Here is a 15,162-nt window from a genome sequence, read left to right on the forward strand (position 1 = left end):
CGGATACACCCTCCCTCCGTCTCTACGCACTAGTACGTAGGGTGGGAGAAATGATCCCGGTGTCGATGGTGGGTCGCGTCGGAGAGCTGGCGGAGCTCGACCGGGCGTGGTCCACCGTGGCCGGATCGGGCCGGTCGGCCCCCGCCGTCACGGTGATCACCGGGGCCGCCGGGGTGGGCAAGAGCCTGCTGGTCGCGGCGGCCGTCGAGCGCCTCGCTCCCCGTCCGGCGGTGATCCTCACCGGCACGGCGCGGGTGCACGATCCGGCCCCCTACGACTGGTTGGCGGCGGTGCTCAGCGTCCGCGACGTCGGGACCCTGGACCTGCCACCGGACGCGCTGGCCTGGCTGGCGCAGCAGCCGACCGCGCCGCGCGAGCGGTACGCCCCCGGCACGCTGCTGCGGCTCGCCGTGCGTACCGTCCGGTTGCTGGTGGGTGCCGGCCCGGCCGTGCTGGTGGTGGAGGACCTGCACGACCTCGACCCGGCCAGCCTCAACCTGGTCGTCGAGCTGGCCACCGCGCCGCAGCTGCCGGCGCTGCTGGTGGTGGCGAGCCGGCCGCCGGCCGACGCGGTCGCACCGGACCTCACCCGCCGCGTCCTGGCCCGCCTCTGCGGGGTACGCGGTGCGGTGCGCCAGCATCTCGGCCCGCTCGGCGTCGCCGAGGTGGCGGAGATCCTCACCCAGGTGTACGACGAGGGCCCGCCACCGGCGCGGGTCTGTGCCGCGGTCTGGCAACGCACCGGCGGCAACCCGTACGCGCTCACCGAGCTGTTGGCCGTACACGCGGGTCGGGGGATGGCGGCGCTGGTGCGTGAGCCGCTGCCGGAACACCTGCGGACGCCGGAGCGCAGGCCCGTGCCCCGGCCCGCCGCCCCACCCGTCGCCGAGCTGACCGGTCGGGAGGTGGACGTGCTCGGCTGCCTGGTCGCCGGGATGTCCAACAAGCAGGCCGCGCGGGCGTTGGGCATCTCGGTGCGGACGGTGACCGTGCACGTGTCGAACCTGCTGCGCAAGACCGGCTCGGCGTCGCGTACCGAGGCGGCGCTCTGGGCGGTGCAGCACCGGGTGCCGGGCGCGGGTCAGCTGCGGGGGTAGCGCAGCAGCAGGCTGGCGGCGACCTCCTCGTCGCCGAGGGCGGCGTAGCCGTGCGGCACGTCGGAGGTCCAGCGCAGGTGGCCACCGGCGGCGGCGGTCAGCGGGGCGTCGAGCGGGCCGGCGCGGAGCATCCCGGCGAAGACCGTGACGTGTTCGGTGACCCCGGGCCGGTGGGCGGGGGAGACCTGTTCCCCGCCGGGACGGACCCGCAACCGGTACAGCTCGTAACTGGCGTCGGTGTCGGTGAACGACTCCAGCAGGGTGGCGACGACCGTGGCGCCCCGCACGGTCGGGGTGGCGGCGGGCCCGGCGAGCACGGCGGCCAGCGGCACGCCGAGCTGGGCGGTGATCGCGTAGAGCGTCTCCAGGGTGGGGTTGCGGGTGCCGTTCTCCAGCGCCGAGAGGGTGGCCTTCCCGACGCCGGCGGCCCGGGCGAGCGTGGACAGGGAGACCCCGCGTTCGATCCGCAGCGCGCGCAGCCGCTGGCCGACCGCCCCGGCGTCGGCGTCGAGCGGGGGCCGGCGGGCTGGGCGAGGCGGGGTCATCCGGCTATGGTGCTACACGCCGCCGTTCCATAAACGGAACGATGGGCGACCCGACCCGACCCGGCACGCCGGGGCGGTCTGCGGGTCGTCGGCGGGAACGGACGCGCGGGAGGCTGTGGTGGGGGATCGGTTGCAACCGGTGCTGGCCGGCGTGGTGACCGCCGTGGTCGGCTTCGCCAGCTCGTTCACCGTCGTGCTCGCCGGGCTGCGGGCGGTCGGCGCCAGCGAGGCGCAGGCCGCCTCCGGGCTGCTCACGGTGAGTGTCGCCGCCGGAATCTGCGCTGTCTGGCTCGGCCTGCGGCACCGGATGCCGATCGCGATCGCCTGGTCCACGCCGGGCGCGGCGCTGCTGGTCGCCACCGGGCCGGTCCCCGGCGGCTGGCCCGCCGCCGTGGGCGCGTTCGCGCTGTGCGGGCTGCTCATCGTCACCGCCGGCCTCTTCCCCGCCCTCGGCCGGGCGGTGGCCGCGATCCCCGCCCCGGTGGCGGCCGCGATGCTGGCCGGGGTGCTGCTGCCGCTGTGCACCGCCCCGGTACGCGCGCTGGTCGAGGTGCCGGCCCTGGCCGCCCCGGTGATCGTCACCTGGCTGGTGCTGCACCGGTTCGCCCCCCGGTGGGCGGTGCCGGCCGCGCTGGTGGCGGCGGCGGTGGCGATCGCCCTGACCACGACCGGCGTGGGAGTCACCCCCGGTGACCTGCGGCCGGTGGTGTCGCCGACCGTGCCGGCGTTCACCCTGCCCGCCGTGTTCGGCCTGGCGCTGCCGCTGTTCCTGGTCACCATGGCCGCGCAGAACGTGCCCGGCACGGCGGTGCTGCGCGGCTTCGGCTACCGGCCGCCGCTCGCCCCGGCGCTGCGCGCCACCGGGCTGGCCAGTGCGCTCGGTGCCGCCACCGGCGGACACGCCGTCAATCTCGCCGCGATCACCGCCGCCCTCGCCGCCGGCCCCGACGCCCACCCCGATCCGGACCGGCGCTGGATCGCCTCGGTGACCGCCGGCATCGGCCTGGCGCTGCTCGGGCTCGGCGCCGGCGCGGCGACCACGCTGGTGCTGCTCTCCCCGCCGGTGCTCATCGAGGCGGTCGCCGGGCTCGCGCTGCTCGGCGCGTTGGCCGGTGCACTCTCCTCGGCGCTCGCCCCCGCCCCCGCGTCCGACCCACAGAGCCGGGAGGCCGCCGTGGTGACGTTCGTGGTCACCGCCTCGGGGGTGAGTCTGCTCGGCGTGGGTGGGGCGTTCTGGGGACTGTTGGCCGGCTGGCTGATGCTGCTGCTCTTCCGACGCCGGACGCCGGCTCCGGCCCAGTCCGGGCAGGTCACGGGGCGCTGACGGTCGCCTCGACCGCCACCACCCGCAGTCGCGCGTCCGGCACGTACTGTTCGACGGTCGCCGCGAACTCCAGCGCGTGCTCCCGGCTGTCCAACAACACCAGGGCGTGCCCGGTCGCCTGGTCCGCCTCGCCCGACCCCCACCAGCCACGGACGAACCCCGGGCTCTGCCGGGCCACCTCCGCCATGACCAACTCCTTCCGGCTTCTTCCGGACCTCTTCCCGCTGCATCCTGGAGGTGAGTCCTCGGCGGGCGGTGATACCTCTACGGGTCCTTTAGAGCTGATGACGTTGACGGCTCACCCACTCCCACCCCGCCGGATGGCTCTGAATCACCCCGTTCAAGACGGTGGCTCAGGCAGCCGGGGCGACCCGCGGGGTTGCTTTGCGCGCCGAGGCGGCCGGGTCGTCGATGATTCGTTTACGTCATCAGCTCTAAAGGATGCGTGGCAGGGTTGTTGCCCCGGCCGGTGGGATCGATCGGCGCACGCGAGCAGCTGAGATCCCCGCGCGACGCAAGCGCGCCGCCGCCCGGCGGCCCGCCCGGCGGCCCGCTCGGCGCGGCCGACCGGCCGCCGACAGCCCGTCTCCGGCCAGCGCAGGTGGTGAGGGGCGGGGCGGGTCACTCCTCCGGAGGCAGGTCGCCGACGGGGACGTGCAGGCGTACCTGGTCGTCGGTGACCGTGGCGATCTGGTCGGCCAGCACGTACACCGCGCCGGTGCGGGCCAGTTCGGTGGAGACCTTGAGGTAGCCGGTGCGCAGCAGGCGGGCGGCGAGGTCGGCCGGGACGTCCGGCTCCTCGACGGCCACCGACTCGATCAGCTCGTCCAGGCTGCCGCCCGGGTCGGCGGTCGACGCCTGCACGGTCACCGCGTTGGGGTCGCCCCGCTGGACGAGGTCGACGGTGCCGATCTCGACCCCGACGGTGTCGACCACCCGCATGCCGGTGGTGACCCGGGAGATGACCGCCCGCTCTGCCATGCCCTGCTGCTCCATCCCCGGGCGGTTCCCTGCCCCACCCACCGCTAAACCGCCGGGCCCCAGGCACCGGGCGGGCGCGGGGACAGCTCCCGCCAGGCGTCCGTGCCCTCCAGCAGGGCCCGGACGGTCTCCTCGGCCTCGTCGGCACTGCCGTGCTCGTAGAACTGGGAGACGCCCTCCGCGCCGCCGGCCCGCTGCTCGACGTGCCACCGGTCGGCGTCGACCCGGAGGAAAACGTCCCGCCGGGCCAGTCGTCCCCATTTGCCGTTCCACCAGTGCCTACGCTGTTCCATGGCCGGACTCTATCGAACATGTGTACGACAGAAGTCGGCCCCTGCGGGAATTCCGCAGGGGCCGATGTGTACCGGTCGGTCAGCGCGGGGCGGGCGGCTCCGTCCGGCGTCCGAGCACGTCGTCGAGCGCGCCGCGCTGCCCCGGAGCGGTGTGCCCCCCGGCCAGCAGCGCGTCGCGGATCTCGGTGAGCAGCTTGACCTCCTCGCTGGGGGCGGCGGGCGGCGGCTCCTCGCCCCGCTTGCGCCGCTCGGCGAGCCGGTTCATCGGGTAGACGACCAGGAAGTAGAGCGCCGCCGCGGTCAGCGCGAAGGTGATCGCCGCGTTGACGAAGGCCACCCAGTCGAACGGGATGTCGCGGAACTTCGGCGTCGAGCCGCTGAGGCCCTTCTGGTTGCCGGTGATCAGCACGATGATGACCCGGACCAGTGGTTCGAGGAACGACTTGGTCAGCTGGGTGACCACGCCCGTGAACGCGGCACCGATGACGACACCGACCGCCAGGTCGACGACGTTGCCGCGCATGATGAAGTCTTTGAAGCCCTTGAGCATCTGCTGCACTCCTGTGCCGTCCGATTCTCCGTCGGGGACAACCTATGCCCCGGACGGCGGCTCCAGAAAGGCCCCGGCCTCGATCGCCGCCCGCCCGGGATCGCCGTCCCGGATCGCCGCCACCAGTCGGCCGTGGTCGACGTACCGCTGGGGTTGCAGGGTGTCGCCGATCGCGTGCGCGACGGTGCTGCGCAGGGCCGCGCCGACCGAGGCGTACAGCTCGGCCAGCATGGCGTTGTGGGCGGCGGCGACCACCGCCGTGTGCAGCGCGACGTCCGCCTCCACGAACTCGCCGACCCGGCCCGACCGCCAGGCGGCCTCCCGGGTGGCGAGCGCGCCGTCGAGCGCCACCAGATCCTCCGGGGTACGCCGCAGCGCGGCCAACCGGGCCGCCTCGACCTCGAACGCCCGGCGGACCTCGACCACCTCGACCATCCGGTCGTCGGTGAGCCGGCGGGCCACCACCGGGGCCAGCTCGTCGGTCGACACCACGTACGTCCCGGAGCCCTGCCGGCACTCCAGCACCCCGGCGTGCACCAGCGCCCGGACGGCCTCACGGACGGTGTTGCGCCCCACCCCGAGCGCCGTCACCAACTGCGGCTCGGTGGGGATGCGTCCGCCCACCGGCCATTCGCCGCCGAGGATCCGGCCCCGGAGCTGCTCGATCGTCTGGTGCACCCGCTGACCGCGCGGGGGCACGGGTGGGGAATCGACGGACGGTGTCACCGGTTACACCAACTGCCGAAATTCATCCCATGATTGTAGGTTCGAGGTCATGACCCCGCCAAATGCCAGCCCCGCGGCCACCGCCGTCGGCCGGAGCGCCGCCGTCGTCGGGCCGGGCGACACCGCCGGAGCGGCCGGGCCGCTCGCCCACCGGCCGGCCCACCGCGCCCCGTCGCCGGCCACCGGCGGCGCGCTGGTGCTGGTCGGGATGCTGCTGGTCGCGCTCAACCTGCGGGCCGCGGTGACCAGCCTCGGCGCGCTGCTCGACGAGGTACGCACCGGGCTCGGTCTCTCCGGCACGATGGCCGGGTTCGTCACCACCCTGCCCACCATCGCCTTCGCCGGTCTCGGCGCGCTCACCCCGTGGCTGATCCGCCGCTGGCCCGCAGCCCGGGTGCTGGTGGTGGCGATGCTCGCCCTCACCGTCGGTCAGGTGCTCCGGGTGGTCACCGACTCGGCGGCGATCTTCGTGTTCACCAGCGCGCTCGCCCTGGCCGGCATCGCGGTGGCGAACATCCTGCTGCCGATGCTGGTCAAGCAGCACTTCCCGCACCGCACCGGGCTGGTCACCGGGGCGTACACGATGGCCCTGACGGCGGGTACGACGGTGGCCGCCGCCTCCGCCGTGCCGGTGGCGCACGCCTTCGGCTCCTGGCGGGCCGGGCTGGGCGTGTGGGCGGCGTTGGCGGCGGTGGCCGTACTCCCGTGGGTGCCGCTGGCGTTGCGGGCGCGCGCCGCCCGACGGACCGCGCCCCCGACGGCGGGCCCGGCCGTCCGCACCCGGGTCCAGCCGGCCCGCACCCGGCTCGGCTGGGCGATGGCGGTCTACTTCGGCGCGCAGTCACTGAGCGGGTACGCGGTGATGGGCTGGCTGGCCCAGCTCTTCCGGGACGCCGGCTTCCGGCCGGAGAGCGCCGGACTGCTGCTCGCCGGGGTCACCGCGCTCGGGGTGCCGGTCGCCCTGCTGATGCCGACGCTGGCCGGTCGGCTCCGGACGCTGCGCCCGCTGGTGTTCGGGCTGACCGCGTTCTCCGCGGCGGCCTACCTGGGGTTGGCGCTCGCACCCCGGGAGGGGGCGCTGCTGTGGGTGCTGCTGCTCGCCTTCGGCCAGGGCGCGTTCCCGCTGATCCTGACCACCATCGGCCTGCGGGCCCGCACCGCCGACGGCACGGTGGCGCTGTCCGCCTTCGCGCAGAGCACCGGATACGTGATCGCCGCGCTCGGGCCGCTGCTCGTCGGGGTGCTCTACGAGGCGACCGGTGGGTGGACCGCGCCGATGGGCTTCCTGCTCGCCGCGCTGGCGGTGCAGACGACCGCGGGCATGGTGATCGCTCGTCCCCGGTTCATCGAGGACGAGCGGTGAGGAAACCGGTCAGGACGAGGCGGGGGTGGGATCGCCCGCGACGGCCTCGTCGACCGTCGGGTAGGTGTGCAGCACCTCGACCAGCCCACTGACCTCGAGGATGCGCAGCACGCCGCGCTGCGGGGCGGCCAACCGGACCACGCCGCCGGCCTCGTCGCAGCTGTTCTTGGCCCGGACGAAGACCGACAACCCGGTCGAGTCGCAGAACGACACCTCGGCCAGGTCGAACACCAGCCGGCTGCGCCCCTTGTCGAGCAGGTCGGTGATCTGGTCCTGCAACTGCGGTGCGGTCGCCATGTCGAGTTCGCCCGCGACCGACACGACGACGACGTCGCCGCGCTGTTCCGTGTGCACCGTCAGGGACATTCAGACCTCCTGTTATTGGTGGAACGGTATCCCACGAACAGCGGGACACGCAGAACGGGAGCGCTTCCGGTGGGACCGATCATTCCTTTGCCGCGGGGCAACTACCGGGTCTGCCTCCGGTGATAGAGTCCGGCCGGCCCAGCTCACAGGAGGTAACCATGGCGTTGACCGCAGACGGAGGCGACCGACTCGTCGAGCTACTGACCGGGCACGGCGAGCGGGTGGTGCAACGGTGGACCGAGGTCGTCGCCGCCTCGCTGCGCGGTCGGCTCAGCCAGGCCGAGCTACGCCTCCAGGTGCAGGAGCTGCACGCTAGCATGATCAATGCCGGCGGTGCCGGCCTGGCCGACCTCCAGGACCCTGCGGCGGGCGAGCTGCGGGCGGTGCTCGCCGACCTGTCCCGCAGCCGGGCCCGGCAGAGCTTCACCGCCACCGAGACCGCGACCAGCATCTACGCCCTCAAGGACGTCCTGGTCGAGCTGGCCGAGACCGCCGGCGTGGAGTTGTCGCTGCGGGACGTCGTCGACTTCACCGGCCTGGTCGACCGGATGGGGCTGCTCACCTTCGAGACCTACGTGCAGACCCGCGAGGGGCTGATCGCCGACCAGGCCGAGCAGCTGCTCGAACTCTCCACCCCGGTGGTGAAGATCTGGGACGGTGTGGTCGCCGTGCCGCTGGTCGGCACCCTCGATTCGGCCCGCGCCCAGGTGGTGATGGAACGGCTGCTCCAGACCCTGGTCGACACCGGCTCGCCGTACGCCATCATCGACATCACCGGCGTGCCGGCGGTCGACACCCAGGTCGCCCAGCACATCCTCAAGACGGTGGTGGCCGCCCGGCTGATGGGCGCCGACTGCATCATCTCCGGCATCCGCCCGCAGATCGCGCAGACCATCGTCGCGCTCGGCATCGAGTTCGGCGACATCGCCACCAAGGCGAGCCTGGCCGACGCGCTGCGGCACGTGCTGCGGCTCACCGGGGTGGAGACGTCCCGCCGTCACCCGCGTCGGGAGGCGTGATGGAACGGGTGCCGATCCTCAAGATCGGCGACATCCTGCTGGTCTCCATCCAGATCGACATGTCCGACCAGACGGCGGTCACCCTCCAGGAGGACCTGGCCGAGCGGATCGTCGCGACCGGCTGCCACGGCGTCATCATCGACATCACCGCGCTGGACATCGTCGACTCCTTCGTCGGCCGGATGCTCTCCACCATCGCCTCGATCTCCAAGGTGCTCGACGCCGAGACGGTGGTCGTCGGGATGCGTCCCGCGGTCGCCATCACCCTGGTCGAGCTGGGCCTGTCGCTCAACGGCATCCGCACCGCGCTGAACGTGGAGCGGGGCATGGAGCTGATCGCGGCGACCCGCGACGACGACCTCGGGTACGACGACGACCCCGAGGACGTGGAGTCCGGGACGGCGGCGACATCGTCATGACCGCGGGAGTCGACCTGGGCCCGAAGACCCAGGCGATCGGCAGTGACGAGGACGTCGTCCGGGTCCGTCAGCTGGTGCGTACCGTGGCGGTGGCGGTCAAGCTCTCCCTCGTCGACCAGACGAAGCTGGTGACCGCCGCGAGTGAGCTGGCCCGCAACACCCTCATCTACGGCGGTGGCGGCACCGCCGAGGTGACGGTCGTCGAGGACGGCCGGCGGCGCGGCGTGCGGATCGTCTTCGCCGACTCCGGGCCGGGCATCGCCGACCTGGGTCTCGCCCTCACCGACGGCTACACCACCGGCGGTGGCCTGGGCCTCGGCCTCAGCGGCTCCCGTCGACTGGTCGACGACTTCGACATCCAGACCGCCCCCGGTGAGGGCACCCGGATCACCGTCACCAAGTGGTCCCGATGATCCACGACGTGGTGCCGGACGCGGGCCACTGGTACCGGGTGGAGAGCGGCAGCGCCGCCAGCACCGTGCGACGCGCGGCGGAGCGTCTCGGCGGGCAGCTCGGCCTCGGTGAGAACCGGGTCGCCGAACTGGCCATCGTCGCCGCCGAGCTGACCAGCAACCTGGTGAAACACGCCCAGGAGGGTGTCCTGCTGCTGCGCCCGGTGCGCACCGGCGACGCCGCCGGGGTGGAGCTGATCGCGGTCGACTCCGGCCCCGGGATGGCCGACCTGACCGTCTCCTCCCGCGACGGCCATTCCACCACCGGCACCCTGGGCATCGGCCTCGGTGCCATCACCCGCCAGGCCAGCTGGTACGACGCCTGGTCCCGGCCGGGTCGCGGCACCGTCTTCGCGGTGCAGGTGTGGGCGAAGGAGGTGCGGGCCACGCCGGCCTGGGCGGCGGGGCTGACCCGGCCGATCACCGGCGAGCAGGTCAGCGGCGACAGCCATGCGATGCGTACCGAACAGGGGCGGCACCAGGTGCTGGTCTGCGACGGGCTGGGCCACGGGCCGTTGGCCAACGTCGCCGCCGAGGCGGCCGTCTCCGCCTTCCGGGTCGCGCCGGCCGGTCCGCCCGCCACCGTGGTGACGCACCTGCACCGTGCGATGTCGCACACCCGGGGGGCCGCGTTGGCGGTGGCGGAGCTGGACCCGGCGGCGGGTCTGCTGCGCTACGCCGGGCTGGGCAACATCGCCGGGACGGTGCTGGCCCCGGACGGCACCCGCCGGGGGCTGGTGTCGCTGCCCGGCATCGCCGGCCACCAACGCCCGACGGTACGTGAGTACGACTACCCGTTCCCGGCCGGCGCGACCCTGGTGATGCAGAGCGACGGGGTGGTGGACCGGTGGCGGTCCGAGGACTATCCGGGGCTGACCGGGCGGGCGTCGGTGGTCGTCGCGGCGACCCTGCTGCGCGACGCCGGAATCCGCCGGGACGACGCCTGCGTGCTGGTCGCGAGAACTCCGTCGTGACCGCCCGCGAGCCACTCCTGCGGATGGCGTTGCGGGTGGAACAGGACATCTTCGGGGTACGCCAGCGGGGCCGGGAGGTTGCGGCGGCGATCGGGCTGGAGCACCAGGACCAGGTGCGGTTCGCCACCGCGCTCAGCGAGGTGGCCCGGGACCTGCTGCGTACCGTGGACGGCGCGGACGTCAGCTTCGCCCTCGTCACGGAGTCGGACGGGCGGCGGTTCCTCAGCGTCGACCTCGCCCCGTTGCGTCCGCTGCCGGGCAACCGGTACGAGCCGCAGTCCGGCGCGGTGGCGCGATTGGTGGACACCCTGGGGCTGGCGGAGGCGGCGGGATATACCGTCGTGAGGATGTCCCGACGTGTCCCGGCCGCCGCTGCTGCGCTGACCCCGCCGCGCCTGGCAGAGCTGCGCGCCGAGCTGGGCACCAGCGCCCCGGCCAGCGCCCTGGACGAGTTGGCCACCCAGAACGGGCAGCTCATCGCCGCTCTCGACGAGGTACGCAGCCAGCGCGACGAGCTGGCCGTGCTGAACGCCGAGCTGGAGGAGACCAACCGGGGGGTGATGGCGCTCTACGGTCAGCTCTCCGAGGAGTTGGAGGAGACCAACCGGGGGGTGGTGGCCCTCTACGCGGAGCTGGACGAGAAGTCGGCACAGTTGCGTGCGGCGAGCGAGTCGAAGAGCCGTTTCCTGGCCAACGTCAGCCACGAGCTGCGGGCCCCGGTGACCGCGATCATCGGGCTGGGGCGGCTGCTGACCGACTCCGCGTCGGACCCGCTCACCGCCGAGCAGGCCCAGCAGGTCGAGCTGATCCGGTCCTCGGCAGCCGACCTGCTCTCCCTGGTCAACGACCTGCTTGACCTGGCCAAGGCGGAGGCTGGCCGGATCGAGCCGGAGTGGGTGCAGGTCGACCTGCGGGCGGTCTTCGGGCAGCTGCGGGGGACACTGCGGGCGCTCACCCTGCGTTCCGAGGTGGAGCTGGTGGTGGAGGAGCCGCCCCCGGGCACCGAGCTCCGCTCGGACGAGGTGCTGCTGGCCCAGGTGCTGCGCAACCTGCTGCACAATGCGGTGAAGTTCACCGACCGGGGTGAGGTGCGGATGTGCGCCGAGCGGGTCGACGACCGGGTGCGGATCCGCGTCTCGGACACCGGGCCGGGCATCCCCGCCGAGCTGCACGAACGGATCTTCGAGGAGTTCTACCAGGTGCCGGGGACCAGCCGGCGCAGCGGCACCGGTCTCGGTCTGCCGTACGCGCGGCGGCTGGTGACGCTGCTTGGCGGCACCCTGGCGCTGACCAGCGAGCCGGGTCGGGGCAGCAGCTTCACGGTGGACCTGCCCGTGGCGGGGGTGTGAGGTGGCCGGCGTCCCGGCGACGATCCTGGTGGTCGACGACAGCCCCACCAAGCGCTACCTGCTGGTGAGCTGGCTGACCCGGGCCGGTTTCACGGTCTGGGAGGCGGAGAACGGCACCGAGGCGCTGGCCCGGGTCGGGGTGGACCCGATCGACCTGGTGGTGCTCGACGTCCGGCTGCCGGACCTGAGCGGCTTCGAGGTCTGCGAACGGATCAAGGCGGACCACCCGGCCATTCCGGTGATCCACGTGTCCGCGCACGCCGTCGACGTGGTGGACCGTACCCAGGGACTGACCCGGGGTGCGGACGCCTACCTGGCCGAGCCGATCGAGCCGGAGGAGTTGGTGGCCACCGCGCACGCGGTGCTGCGCTACTACCAGGCGCGGACGCGGGCCGAGCTGCTCGCCGAGCGGCTCACCGGGTTGGCCGACACCACCGTGGCGGTGCACGCCGCGTCCACCTTCACCCGCCTGTTGCAGGAGGCGGCGGCCGGTGCGGCGCAGATCTTCCGCAGCCCGGCGGCGGTGGTCGCGGAGACCTTCGACGGGGACTGCCTGGCCGGGGTCGCCGCCGGTCCGGGCGCGACGGCGGAGGTCGTACCGTGGGTGGTCGACGACACCGGCGTGCCGACCGGGGCGACCGTCCGGGTGGACGCCCCCGACGGGTGGGGGTTGGTGCGCTGGCCGGCGGGCGACACGGTGACCGTGGCCGCCGCCAAGCTGCGGGAGGACCGCGCCCCGCTCTACGTGGTGGTGCCCACCGCCACCCAGACCGCCCGGACGCCGGTGCTGGTGCAGCTCGCCCAGGCGGTCGCCTCGGCGGTGGAGGCGCAGCGCTCCTTTGACGAGGAGCACCGGATCGCGGTGACCCTCCAGCGGAGCCTGCTGCCCCGACGGCTGCCCGACGTGGCCGGCCTCGACCTGGCGGTGCGTTACGAGCCGGCCAGCGCGCAGACCGAGGTGGGCGGGGACTTCTACGAGCTGGTGATGCTCGACGGGCACCTGTTGGTGGCGATCGGCGACGTCGCCGGCCACTCGCTGCACGCGGCGACGGTGATGGCCGAGCTGCGGCACGCGATGCGGGCGTACGCGGTGGAGGGGCACCAGCCCGGGGTGATCCTGGAACGGCTCAACGTGCTGATGCGTACGCTGCTGCGCAACGAACTGGCGACCCTGTGCATCCTGCTGCTGCACCCGTCGACGGGCCGGATCAGACTGGCCAGCGCCGGGCACCTGCCGGCACTGGTGACGGTGGACGGCCGGGTGGAGTTCGTGCAGCAGTCGGCCCCGCTGCTGGGGGTGCGCGCGGACCGGCCGGAGGATCTGGAGTTCACCCTGCCGGCGGGCGCGACGCTGGTGCTCTACACCGACGGGCTGATCGAACGGCGGGACACCACCATCGACGACGGTCTGGCCGCGTTGGCCGCCTGCGCGACGGTGGTCGACGACGACCTGGACGGCTTCTGCCAGCGGCTGCTGGTCGAGCTGGCCCCGCCGGAGATCCACGACGACGTCGCGGTGGTGGCGGTCCGCCGCCGCTGAGTGGTTCCGACTGCTTTCCCCGACTCCCGATCCGGCCCCCGGGCGGTCGTCCGCCGGCTCGACCGAGCCACCGAGGTCCCCCCAATCCCAACCGCTGTCGTGGTTACTGAGGGTGCTCGGCAGCGGGCCGACTCCTGACGTCACTCACCGTAGCTAAGGGCCAACCTCGAATTACTCCCCTCTCCATCCTTTGCTCTGCTGCCTTATCCGCGACAGCGCGCTGAGCTGCAACTTTGAAAATCGCCATAGGTGGGTCGCTCTTCCAGCCTGAAACGGTGAGTAGCTGTCGCCTCGATGGCAGCAGAGCAAAGGATGCGGAGTGGGGAGATGGGGGGGTGGCGGCTGATGTTACTCATCGTTATCGCCAGGGGGTGGGGCTGCTTGGTGCTGGGATCGCCAAAAGTGGGGACCAGGATCGTGGAGAGTTCCTGCGGCCATGGCGACGAGAACGCTTCACACGGTGAGCTGACCACCGGTGTGGTCCCGGACTGGTCCGGGCGGTGGGGTCGTCGGTCGACCACCGGGCGGGCTGAGCGACCCGGCGGGCGGGCTGAGCGACCCACCGGGCGGGCTGAGCGACCCGGCGGCCGGGCCGGCGGCGAAGCGGTCGCCTGCTCTCCGCGCCCGTCGGGCCGACGCCGTCCGGTGCGGGTCGCTGGCTCGGACGTGGGTGGGGATCAGTGCAGGGAGCGGGCGTAGCCGGTGGGGGTGTGACCGGTGACCGCGGCGAAGTCGCGGGCCAGGTGGGCCTGGTCGCTGTAGCCGAGGTCGGCGGCGAGGGCGGCCCAGTCGGGCAGCCCGGTGACGACCTGTTCGATCGCCTCCAGCAGGCGGTAGCGACGGATCACCCACTTGGGGCCGACGCCGACGTGGTCCAGGAAGAGCCGCTGTAACCGCCGGACGGAGAGATCGTGCCGGCGGGCCAGGTCGTCCACCCGCAGCACGCTCCGGTCGGTGCGGATCGACTCGGCGAGGGCGATCGCCTCGGCCGCCGCCGGGTCGGGCTGTGGCGCCCAGGCGAGCAGGAAGGCGTCCAACGCCCGCCGGCGCTCGTCGTCCGTACCCCCGCAGCGGGGTGACGCGACGGCGGACCCGGCGGCGCGGGGCGTGGTCGGGCCAGCGGGGTGGGTGGCGGCGGCACCGGGGGTGGTCGACCCGGCGGCGCGGGCGGCGATCGGGTCGGTGCGGAGCGGGACGTCCCGGTCGGTGAGTTCGGCGACCGGGCGACGCCAGAACGGGCGGAAGCCGCCGGGGCGGAACTGGATGCCGCTGACCGTTCCGGTGCCGGTCAGGGTGACCGTGAACAGCCGCCGACCGACCCCGGCCACCTCGGCGGTCTCCGGGCCGCCGGCATCCTGCCGGAAGACGACGTTGACCGCCGGGTGCGGCACCACCTGCTGGGTGAACGGCGCGGTCAGCGCCCAGTCGGCCAGCCAGTAGTGCTCCACCCACGGTCGCAGCGCGGGGGCCGGCAGGTGCCGCCGGAACCGCAGCTCCCGGCGCAGCCGGGCCGGATCGAGGATGCCCCGGTCATCCGCGCGTGGCTGTCGCATTCGTTCAAGACCACCTTCATACGCTGGCCGTATGCCAACGAAGACTAGTGAGCTGCTGGCCGCCGCCGCCCCGGGGACCGTGGAGTTGGTCCGGGCGATCGGCGACGACCAACTCGACCTGCCGACCCCGTGCGCGGAGTACGACGTCCGCGGACTGATCAACCACGTGTACGACGTGGCGGTCAACTTCCAACGCCTCGCCGCCGGGCAGGAGACGGACTGGTCGGTCAAGACCGATCACGTGGCCGAGCCGGGCTGGCGGGACCGGTTCGCCACTGAGGTGAAGCAGCTCGTCGTGGCCTGGGACGACCCGGCCAGCGAGGAGGGCGTCGCGCCGGCGATGGGGCTGCCCCGGTCGACGATCGGCCTGATGGGGGTGGTGGACCTGGTGGTGCACGGCTGGGACCTGGCGCGGGCCACCGGCCAGCCGTACCAGCCGGCGCGGGAGAGCATCGCGGCGCTGCACGGCTTCATGGACGAGATGGGCCCGATGGGCCGGCAGATGGGCGCCTTCGGCGCGGAGGTGCCGGTCGGGGCGGACGGGACCGAACTGGACCGGCTGCTCGGCCGTACCGGTCGCGATCCGGCCTGGAGGGCTGCTTGACATCGAC

Annotated in this window: 18 protein-coding genes; 10 read left to right on the forward strand and 8 right to left on the reverse strand. The window is 73.4% G+C overall.

Going from position 1 to position 15,162, the window contains the following annotated elements; translation table 11 throughout:
• The first annotated feature begins 50 nt into the window (after nucleotides 1-50).
• Entirely contained in the window at nucleotides 51-1,097 is a 1,047-nt protein-coding gene (locus AB0K25_RS03295; RefSeq protein ID WP_357532919.1) for a LuxR family transcriptional regulator, read from the forward strand.
• Here the strand turns inward: AB0K25_RS03295 and AB0K25_RS03300 are convergent.
• Entirely contained in the window at nucleotides 1,082-1,642 is a 561-nt protein-coding gene (locus AB0K25_RS03300; protein WP_357532921.1) for a helix-turn-helix domain-containing protein, read from the reverse strand. The genes AB0K25_RS03295 and AB0K25_RS03300 overlap by 16 nt on opposite strands.
• A 118-nt stretch (nucleotides 1,643-1,760) precedes the next feature.
• Between AB0K25_RS03300 and AB0K25_RS03305 the strand changes: the two genes are divergently transcribed.
• Nucleotides 1,761-2,966, forward strand: coding sequence for a benzoate/H(+) symporter BenE family transporter (locus AB0K25_RS03305; RefSeq protein ID WP_363818105.1), 1,206 nt, complete (start codon nucleotides 1,761-1,763; stop codon nucleotides 2,964-2,966).
• On the opposite strand, the gene AB0K25_RS03310 is transcribed toward AB0K25_RS03305, so the two are convergent.
• The 5 genes from AB0K25_RS03310 to AB0K25_RS03330 all read right to left on the reverse strand — a co-directional run bounded on the left by AB0K25_RS03310 (nucleotide 2,953) and on the right by AB0K25_RS03330 (nucleotide 5,516).
• Nucleotides 2,953-3,153 (reverse strand): hypothetical protein, encoded by a 201-nt coding sequence (locus AB0K25_RS03310; RefSeq protein ID WP_219465724.1) that lies wholly within the window; start codon nucleotides 3,151-3,153, stop codon nucleotides 2,953-2,955. The genes AB0K25_RS03305 and AB0K25_RS03310 overlap by 14 nt on opposite strands.
• Before the next feature lie 434 nt (nucleotides 3,154-3,587).
• Nucleotides 3,588-3,947: a hypothetical protein gene (locus AB0K25_RS03315; protein ID WP_219465726.1), complete on the reverse strand. Its 360-nt coding sequence runs from the start codon at nucleotides 3,945-3,947 to the stop codon at nucleotides 3,588-3,590.
• Between the two features lie 44 nt (nucleotides 3,948-3,991).
• Nucleotides 3,992-4,240 (reverse strand): hypothetical protein, encoded by a 249-nt coding sequence (locus AB0K25_RS03320; RefSeq protein ID WP_208565435.1) that lies wholly within the window; start codon nucleotides 4,238-4,240, stop codon nucleotides 3,992-3,994.
• Between the two features lie 79 nt (nucleotides 4,241-4,319).
• Complete coding sequence (gene mscL, locus AB0K25_RS03325) at nucleotides 4,320-4,790, reverse strand: large conductance mechanosensitive channel protein MscL (protein ID WP_219465729.1); 471 nt, start codon at nucleotides 4,788-4,790, stop codon at nucleotides 4,320-4,322.
• 42 nt (nucleotides 4,791-4,832) lie between these two features.
• Complete coding sequence (locus AB0K25_RS03330; RefSeq protein WP_219465732.1) at nucleotides 4,833-5,516, reverse strand: FCD domain-containing protein; 684 nt, start codon at nucleotides 5,514-5,516, stop codon at nucleotides 4,833-4,835.
• A 208-nt stretch (nucleotides 5,517-5,724) separates the two neighbouring features.
• Between AB0K25_RS03330 and AB0K25_RS03335 the strand changes: the two genes are divergently transcribed.
• Nucleotides 5,725-6,879, forward strand: coding sequence for an MFS transporter (locus tag AB0K25_RS03335; protein WP_363818291.1), 1,155 nt, complete (start codon nucleotides 5,725-5,727; stop codon nucleotides 6,877-6,879).
• Between the two features lie 9 nt (nucleotides 6,880-6,888).
• Here the strand turns inward: AB0K25_RS03335 and AB0K25_RS03340 are convergent, their stop codons facing one another.
• Nucleotides 6,889-7,245 (reverse strand): STAS domain-containing protein, encoded by a 357-nt coding sequence (locus AB0K25_RS03340; protein ID WP_067310147.1) that lies wholly within the window; start codon nucleotides 7,243-7,245, stop codon nucleotides 6,889-6,891.
• Between the two features lie 158 nt (nucleotides 7,246-7,403).
• Between AB0K25_RS03340 and AB0K25_RS03345 the strand changes: the two genes are divergently transcribed.
• The 6 genes from AB0K25_RS03345 to AB0K25_RS03370 are packed head-to-tail and all read left to right on the forward strand — an operon-like array spanning nucleotide 7,404 to nucleotide 12,998.
• Nucleotides 7,404-8,264: an STAS domain-containing protein gene (locus AB0K25_RS03345; protein WP_219465735.1), complete on the forward strand. Its 861-nt coding sequence runs from the start codon at nucleotides 7,404-7,406 to the stop codon at nucleotides 8,262-8,264.
• Nucleotides 8,264-8,683 carry an STAS domain-containing protein gene (locus tag AB0K25_RS03350; RefSeq protein WP_219465738.1) on the forward strand — a complete coding sequence of 140 codons (420 nt, stop codon included), beginning with the start codon at nucleotides 8,264-8,266 and terminating at the stop codon, nucleotides 8,681-8,683. The genes AB0K25_RS03345 and AB0K25_RS03350 overlap by 1 nt, the downstream gene beginning before the upstream one ends.
• Nucleotides 8,680-9,096, forward strand: a complete 417-nt coding sequence (locus AB0K25_RS03355; RefSeq protein ID WP_219465741.1) for an anti-sigma regulatory factor — start codon at nucleotides 8,680-8,682, stop codon at nucleotides 9,094-9,096. Before AB0K25_RS03350 ends, AB0K25_RS03355 begins: the two co-directional genes overlap by 4 nt.
• Nucleotides 9,093-10,109, forward strand: coding sequence for a SpoIIE family protein phosphatase (locus tag AB0K25_RS03360; RefSeq protein WP_219465743.1), 1,017 nt, complete (start codon nucleotides 9,093-9,095; stop codon nucleotides 10,107-10,109). The genes AB0K25_RS03355 and AB0K25_RS03360 overlap by 4 nt, the downstream gene beginning before the upstream one ends.
• 23 nt (nucleotides 10,110-10,132) lie before the next feature.
• Complete coding sequence (locus AB0K25_RS03365; RefSeq protein ID WP_363818296.1) at nucleotides 10,133-11,458, forward strand: ATP-binding protein; 1,326 nt, start codon at nucleotides 10,133-10,135, stop codon at nucleotides 11,456-11,458.
• A gap of 1 nt (nucleotide 11,459) precedes the next feature.
• Complete coding sequence (locus AB0K25_RS03370; RefSeq protein ID WP_219465747.1) at nucleotides 11,460-12,998, forward strand: SpoIIE family protein phosphatase; 1,539 nt, start codon at nucleotides 11,460-11,462, stop codon at nucleotides 12,996-12,998.
• Nucleotides 12,999-13,675: 677 nt separating this feature from the next.
• Here AB0K25_RS03370 and AB0K25_RS03375 read toward each other — a convergent pair.
• A complete protein-coding gene (locus AB0K25_RS03375) occupies nucleotides 13,676-14,551 on the reverse strand; it encodes a helix-turn-helix domain-containing protein (protein WP_208565444.1) in 876 nt (291 codons plus the stop codon).
• A gap of 31 nt (nucleotides 14,552-14,582) precedes the next feature.
• Here AB0K25_RS03375 and AB0K25_RS03380 point away from each other — a divergent pair, with 31 nt between their 5' ends.
• The gene (locus tag AB0K25_RS03380) at nucleotides 14,583-15,155 is read left to right on the forward strand and encodes a TIGR03086 family metal-binding protein (RefSeq protein ID WP_219465756.1); all 573 of its coding nucleotides are present in this window, start codon (nucleotides 14,583-14,585) and stop codon (nucleotides 15,153-15,155) included.
• The last annotated feature ends 7 nt before the right edge of the window (nucleotides 15,156-15,162 follow it).

The organism is Micromonospora sp. NPDC049257 (assembly GCF_040678915.1).
GTDB lineage: Bacteria > Actinomycetota > Actinomycetes > Mycobacteriales > Micromonosporaceae > Micromonospora > Micromonospora antibiotica.

Excerpts from the sequence above, each read along its gene's own strand:
- mscL (WP_219465729.1), bottom strand. The coding sequence starts at position 4,790 with ATGCTCAAGGGCTTCAAAGACTTCATCATGCGCGGCAACGTCGTCGAC.
- AB0K25_RS03335 (WP_363818291.1), top strand. The coding sequence starts at position 5,725 with ATGCTGCTGGTCGCGCTCAACCTGCGGGCCGCGGTGACCAGCCTCGGC.
- AB0K25_RS03300 (WP_357532921.1), bottom strand. The coding sequence starts at position 1,642 with ATGACCCCGCCTCGCCCAGCCCGCCGGCCCCCGCTCGACGCCGACGCC.
- AB0K25_RS03295 (WP_357532919.1), top strand. The coding sequence starts at position 51 with ATGATCCCGGTGTCGATGGTGGGTCGCGTCGGAGAGCTGGCGGAGCTC.
- AB0K25_RS03345 (WP_219465735.1), top strand. The coding sequence starts at position 7,404 with ATGGCGTTGACCGCAGACGGAGGCGACCGACTCGTCGAGCTACTGACC.
- AB0K25_RS03380 (WP_219465756.1), top strand. The coding sequence starts at position 14,583 with ATGCCAACGAAGACTAGTGAGCTGCTGGCCGCCGCCGCCCCGGGGACC.
- AB0K25_RS03375 (WP_208565444.1), bottom strand. The coding sequence starts at position 14,551 with ATGCGACAGCCACGCGCGGATGACCGGGGCATCCTCGATCCGGCCCGG.
- AB0K25_RS03315 (WP_219465726.1), bottom strand. The coding sequence starts at position 3,947 with ATGGCAGAGCGGGCGGTCATCTCCCGGGTCACCACCGGCATGCGGGTG.
- AB0K25_RS03310 (WP_219465724.1), bottom strand. The coding sequence starts at position 3,153 with ATGGCGGAGGTGGCCCGGCAGAGCCCGGGGTTCGTCCGTGGCTGGTGG.
- AB0K25_RS03320 (WP_208565435.1), bottom strand. The coding sequence starts at position 4,240 with ATGGAACAGCGTAGGCACTGGTGGAACGGCAAATGGGGACGACTGGCC.
- AB0K25_RS03365 (WP_363818296.1), top strand. The coding sequence starts at position 10,133 with ATGGCGTTGCGGGTGGAACAGGACATCTTCGGGGTACGCCAGCGGGGC.
- AB0K25_RS03360 (WP_219465743.1), top strand. The coding sequence starts at position 9,093 with ATGATCCACGACGTGGTGCCGGACGCGGGCCACTGGTACCGGGTGGAG.
- AB0K25_RS03355 (WP_219465741.1), top strand. The coding sequence starts at position 8,680 with ATGACCGCGGGAGTCGACCTGGGCCCGAAGACCCAGGCGATCGGCAGT.
- AB0K25_RS03340 (WP_067310147.1), bottom strand. The coding sequence starts at position 7,245 with ATGTCCCTGACGGTGCACACGGAACAGCGCGGCGACGTCGTCGTCGTG.
- AB0K25_RS03350 (WP_219465738.1), top strand. The coding sequence starts at position 8,264 with ATGGAACGGGTGCCGATCCTCAAGATCGGCGACATCCTGCTGGTCTCC.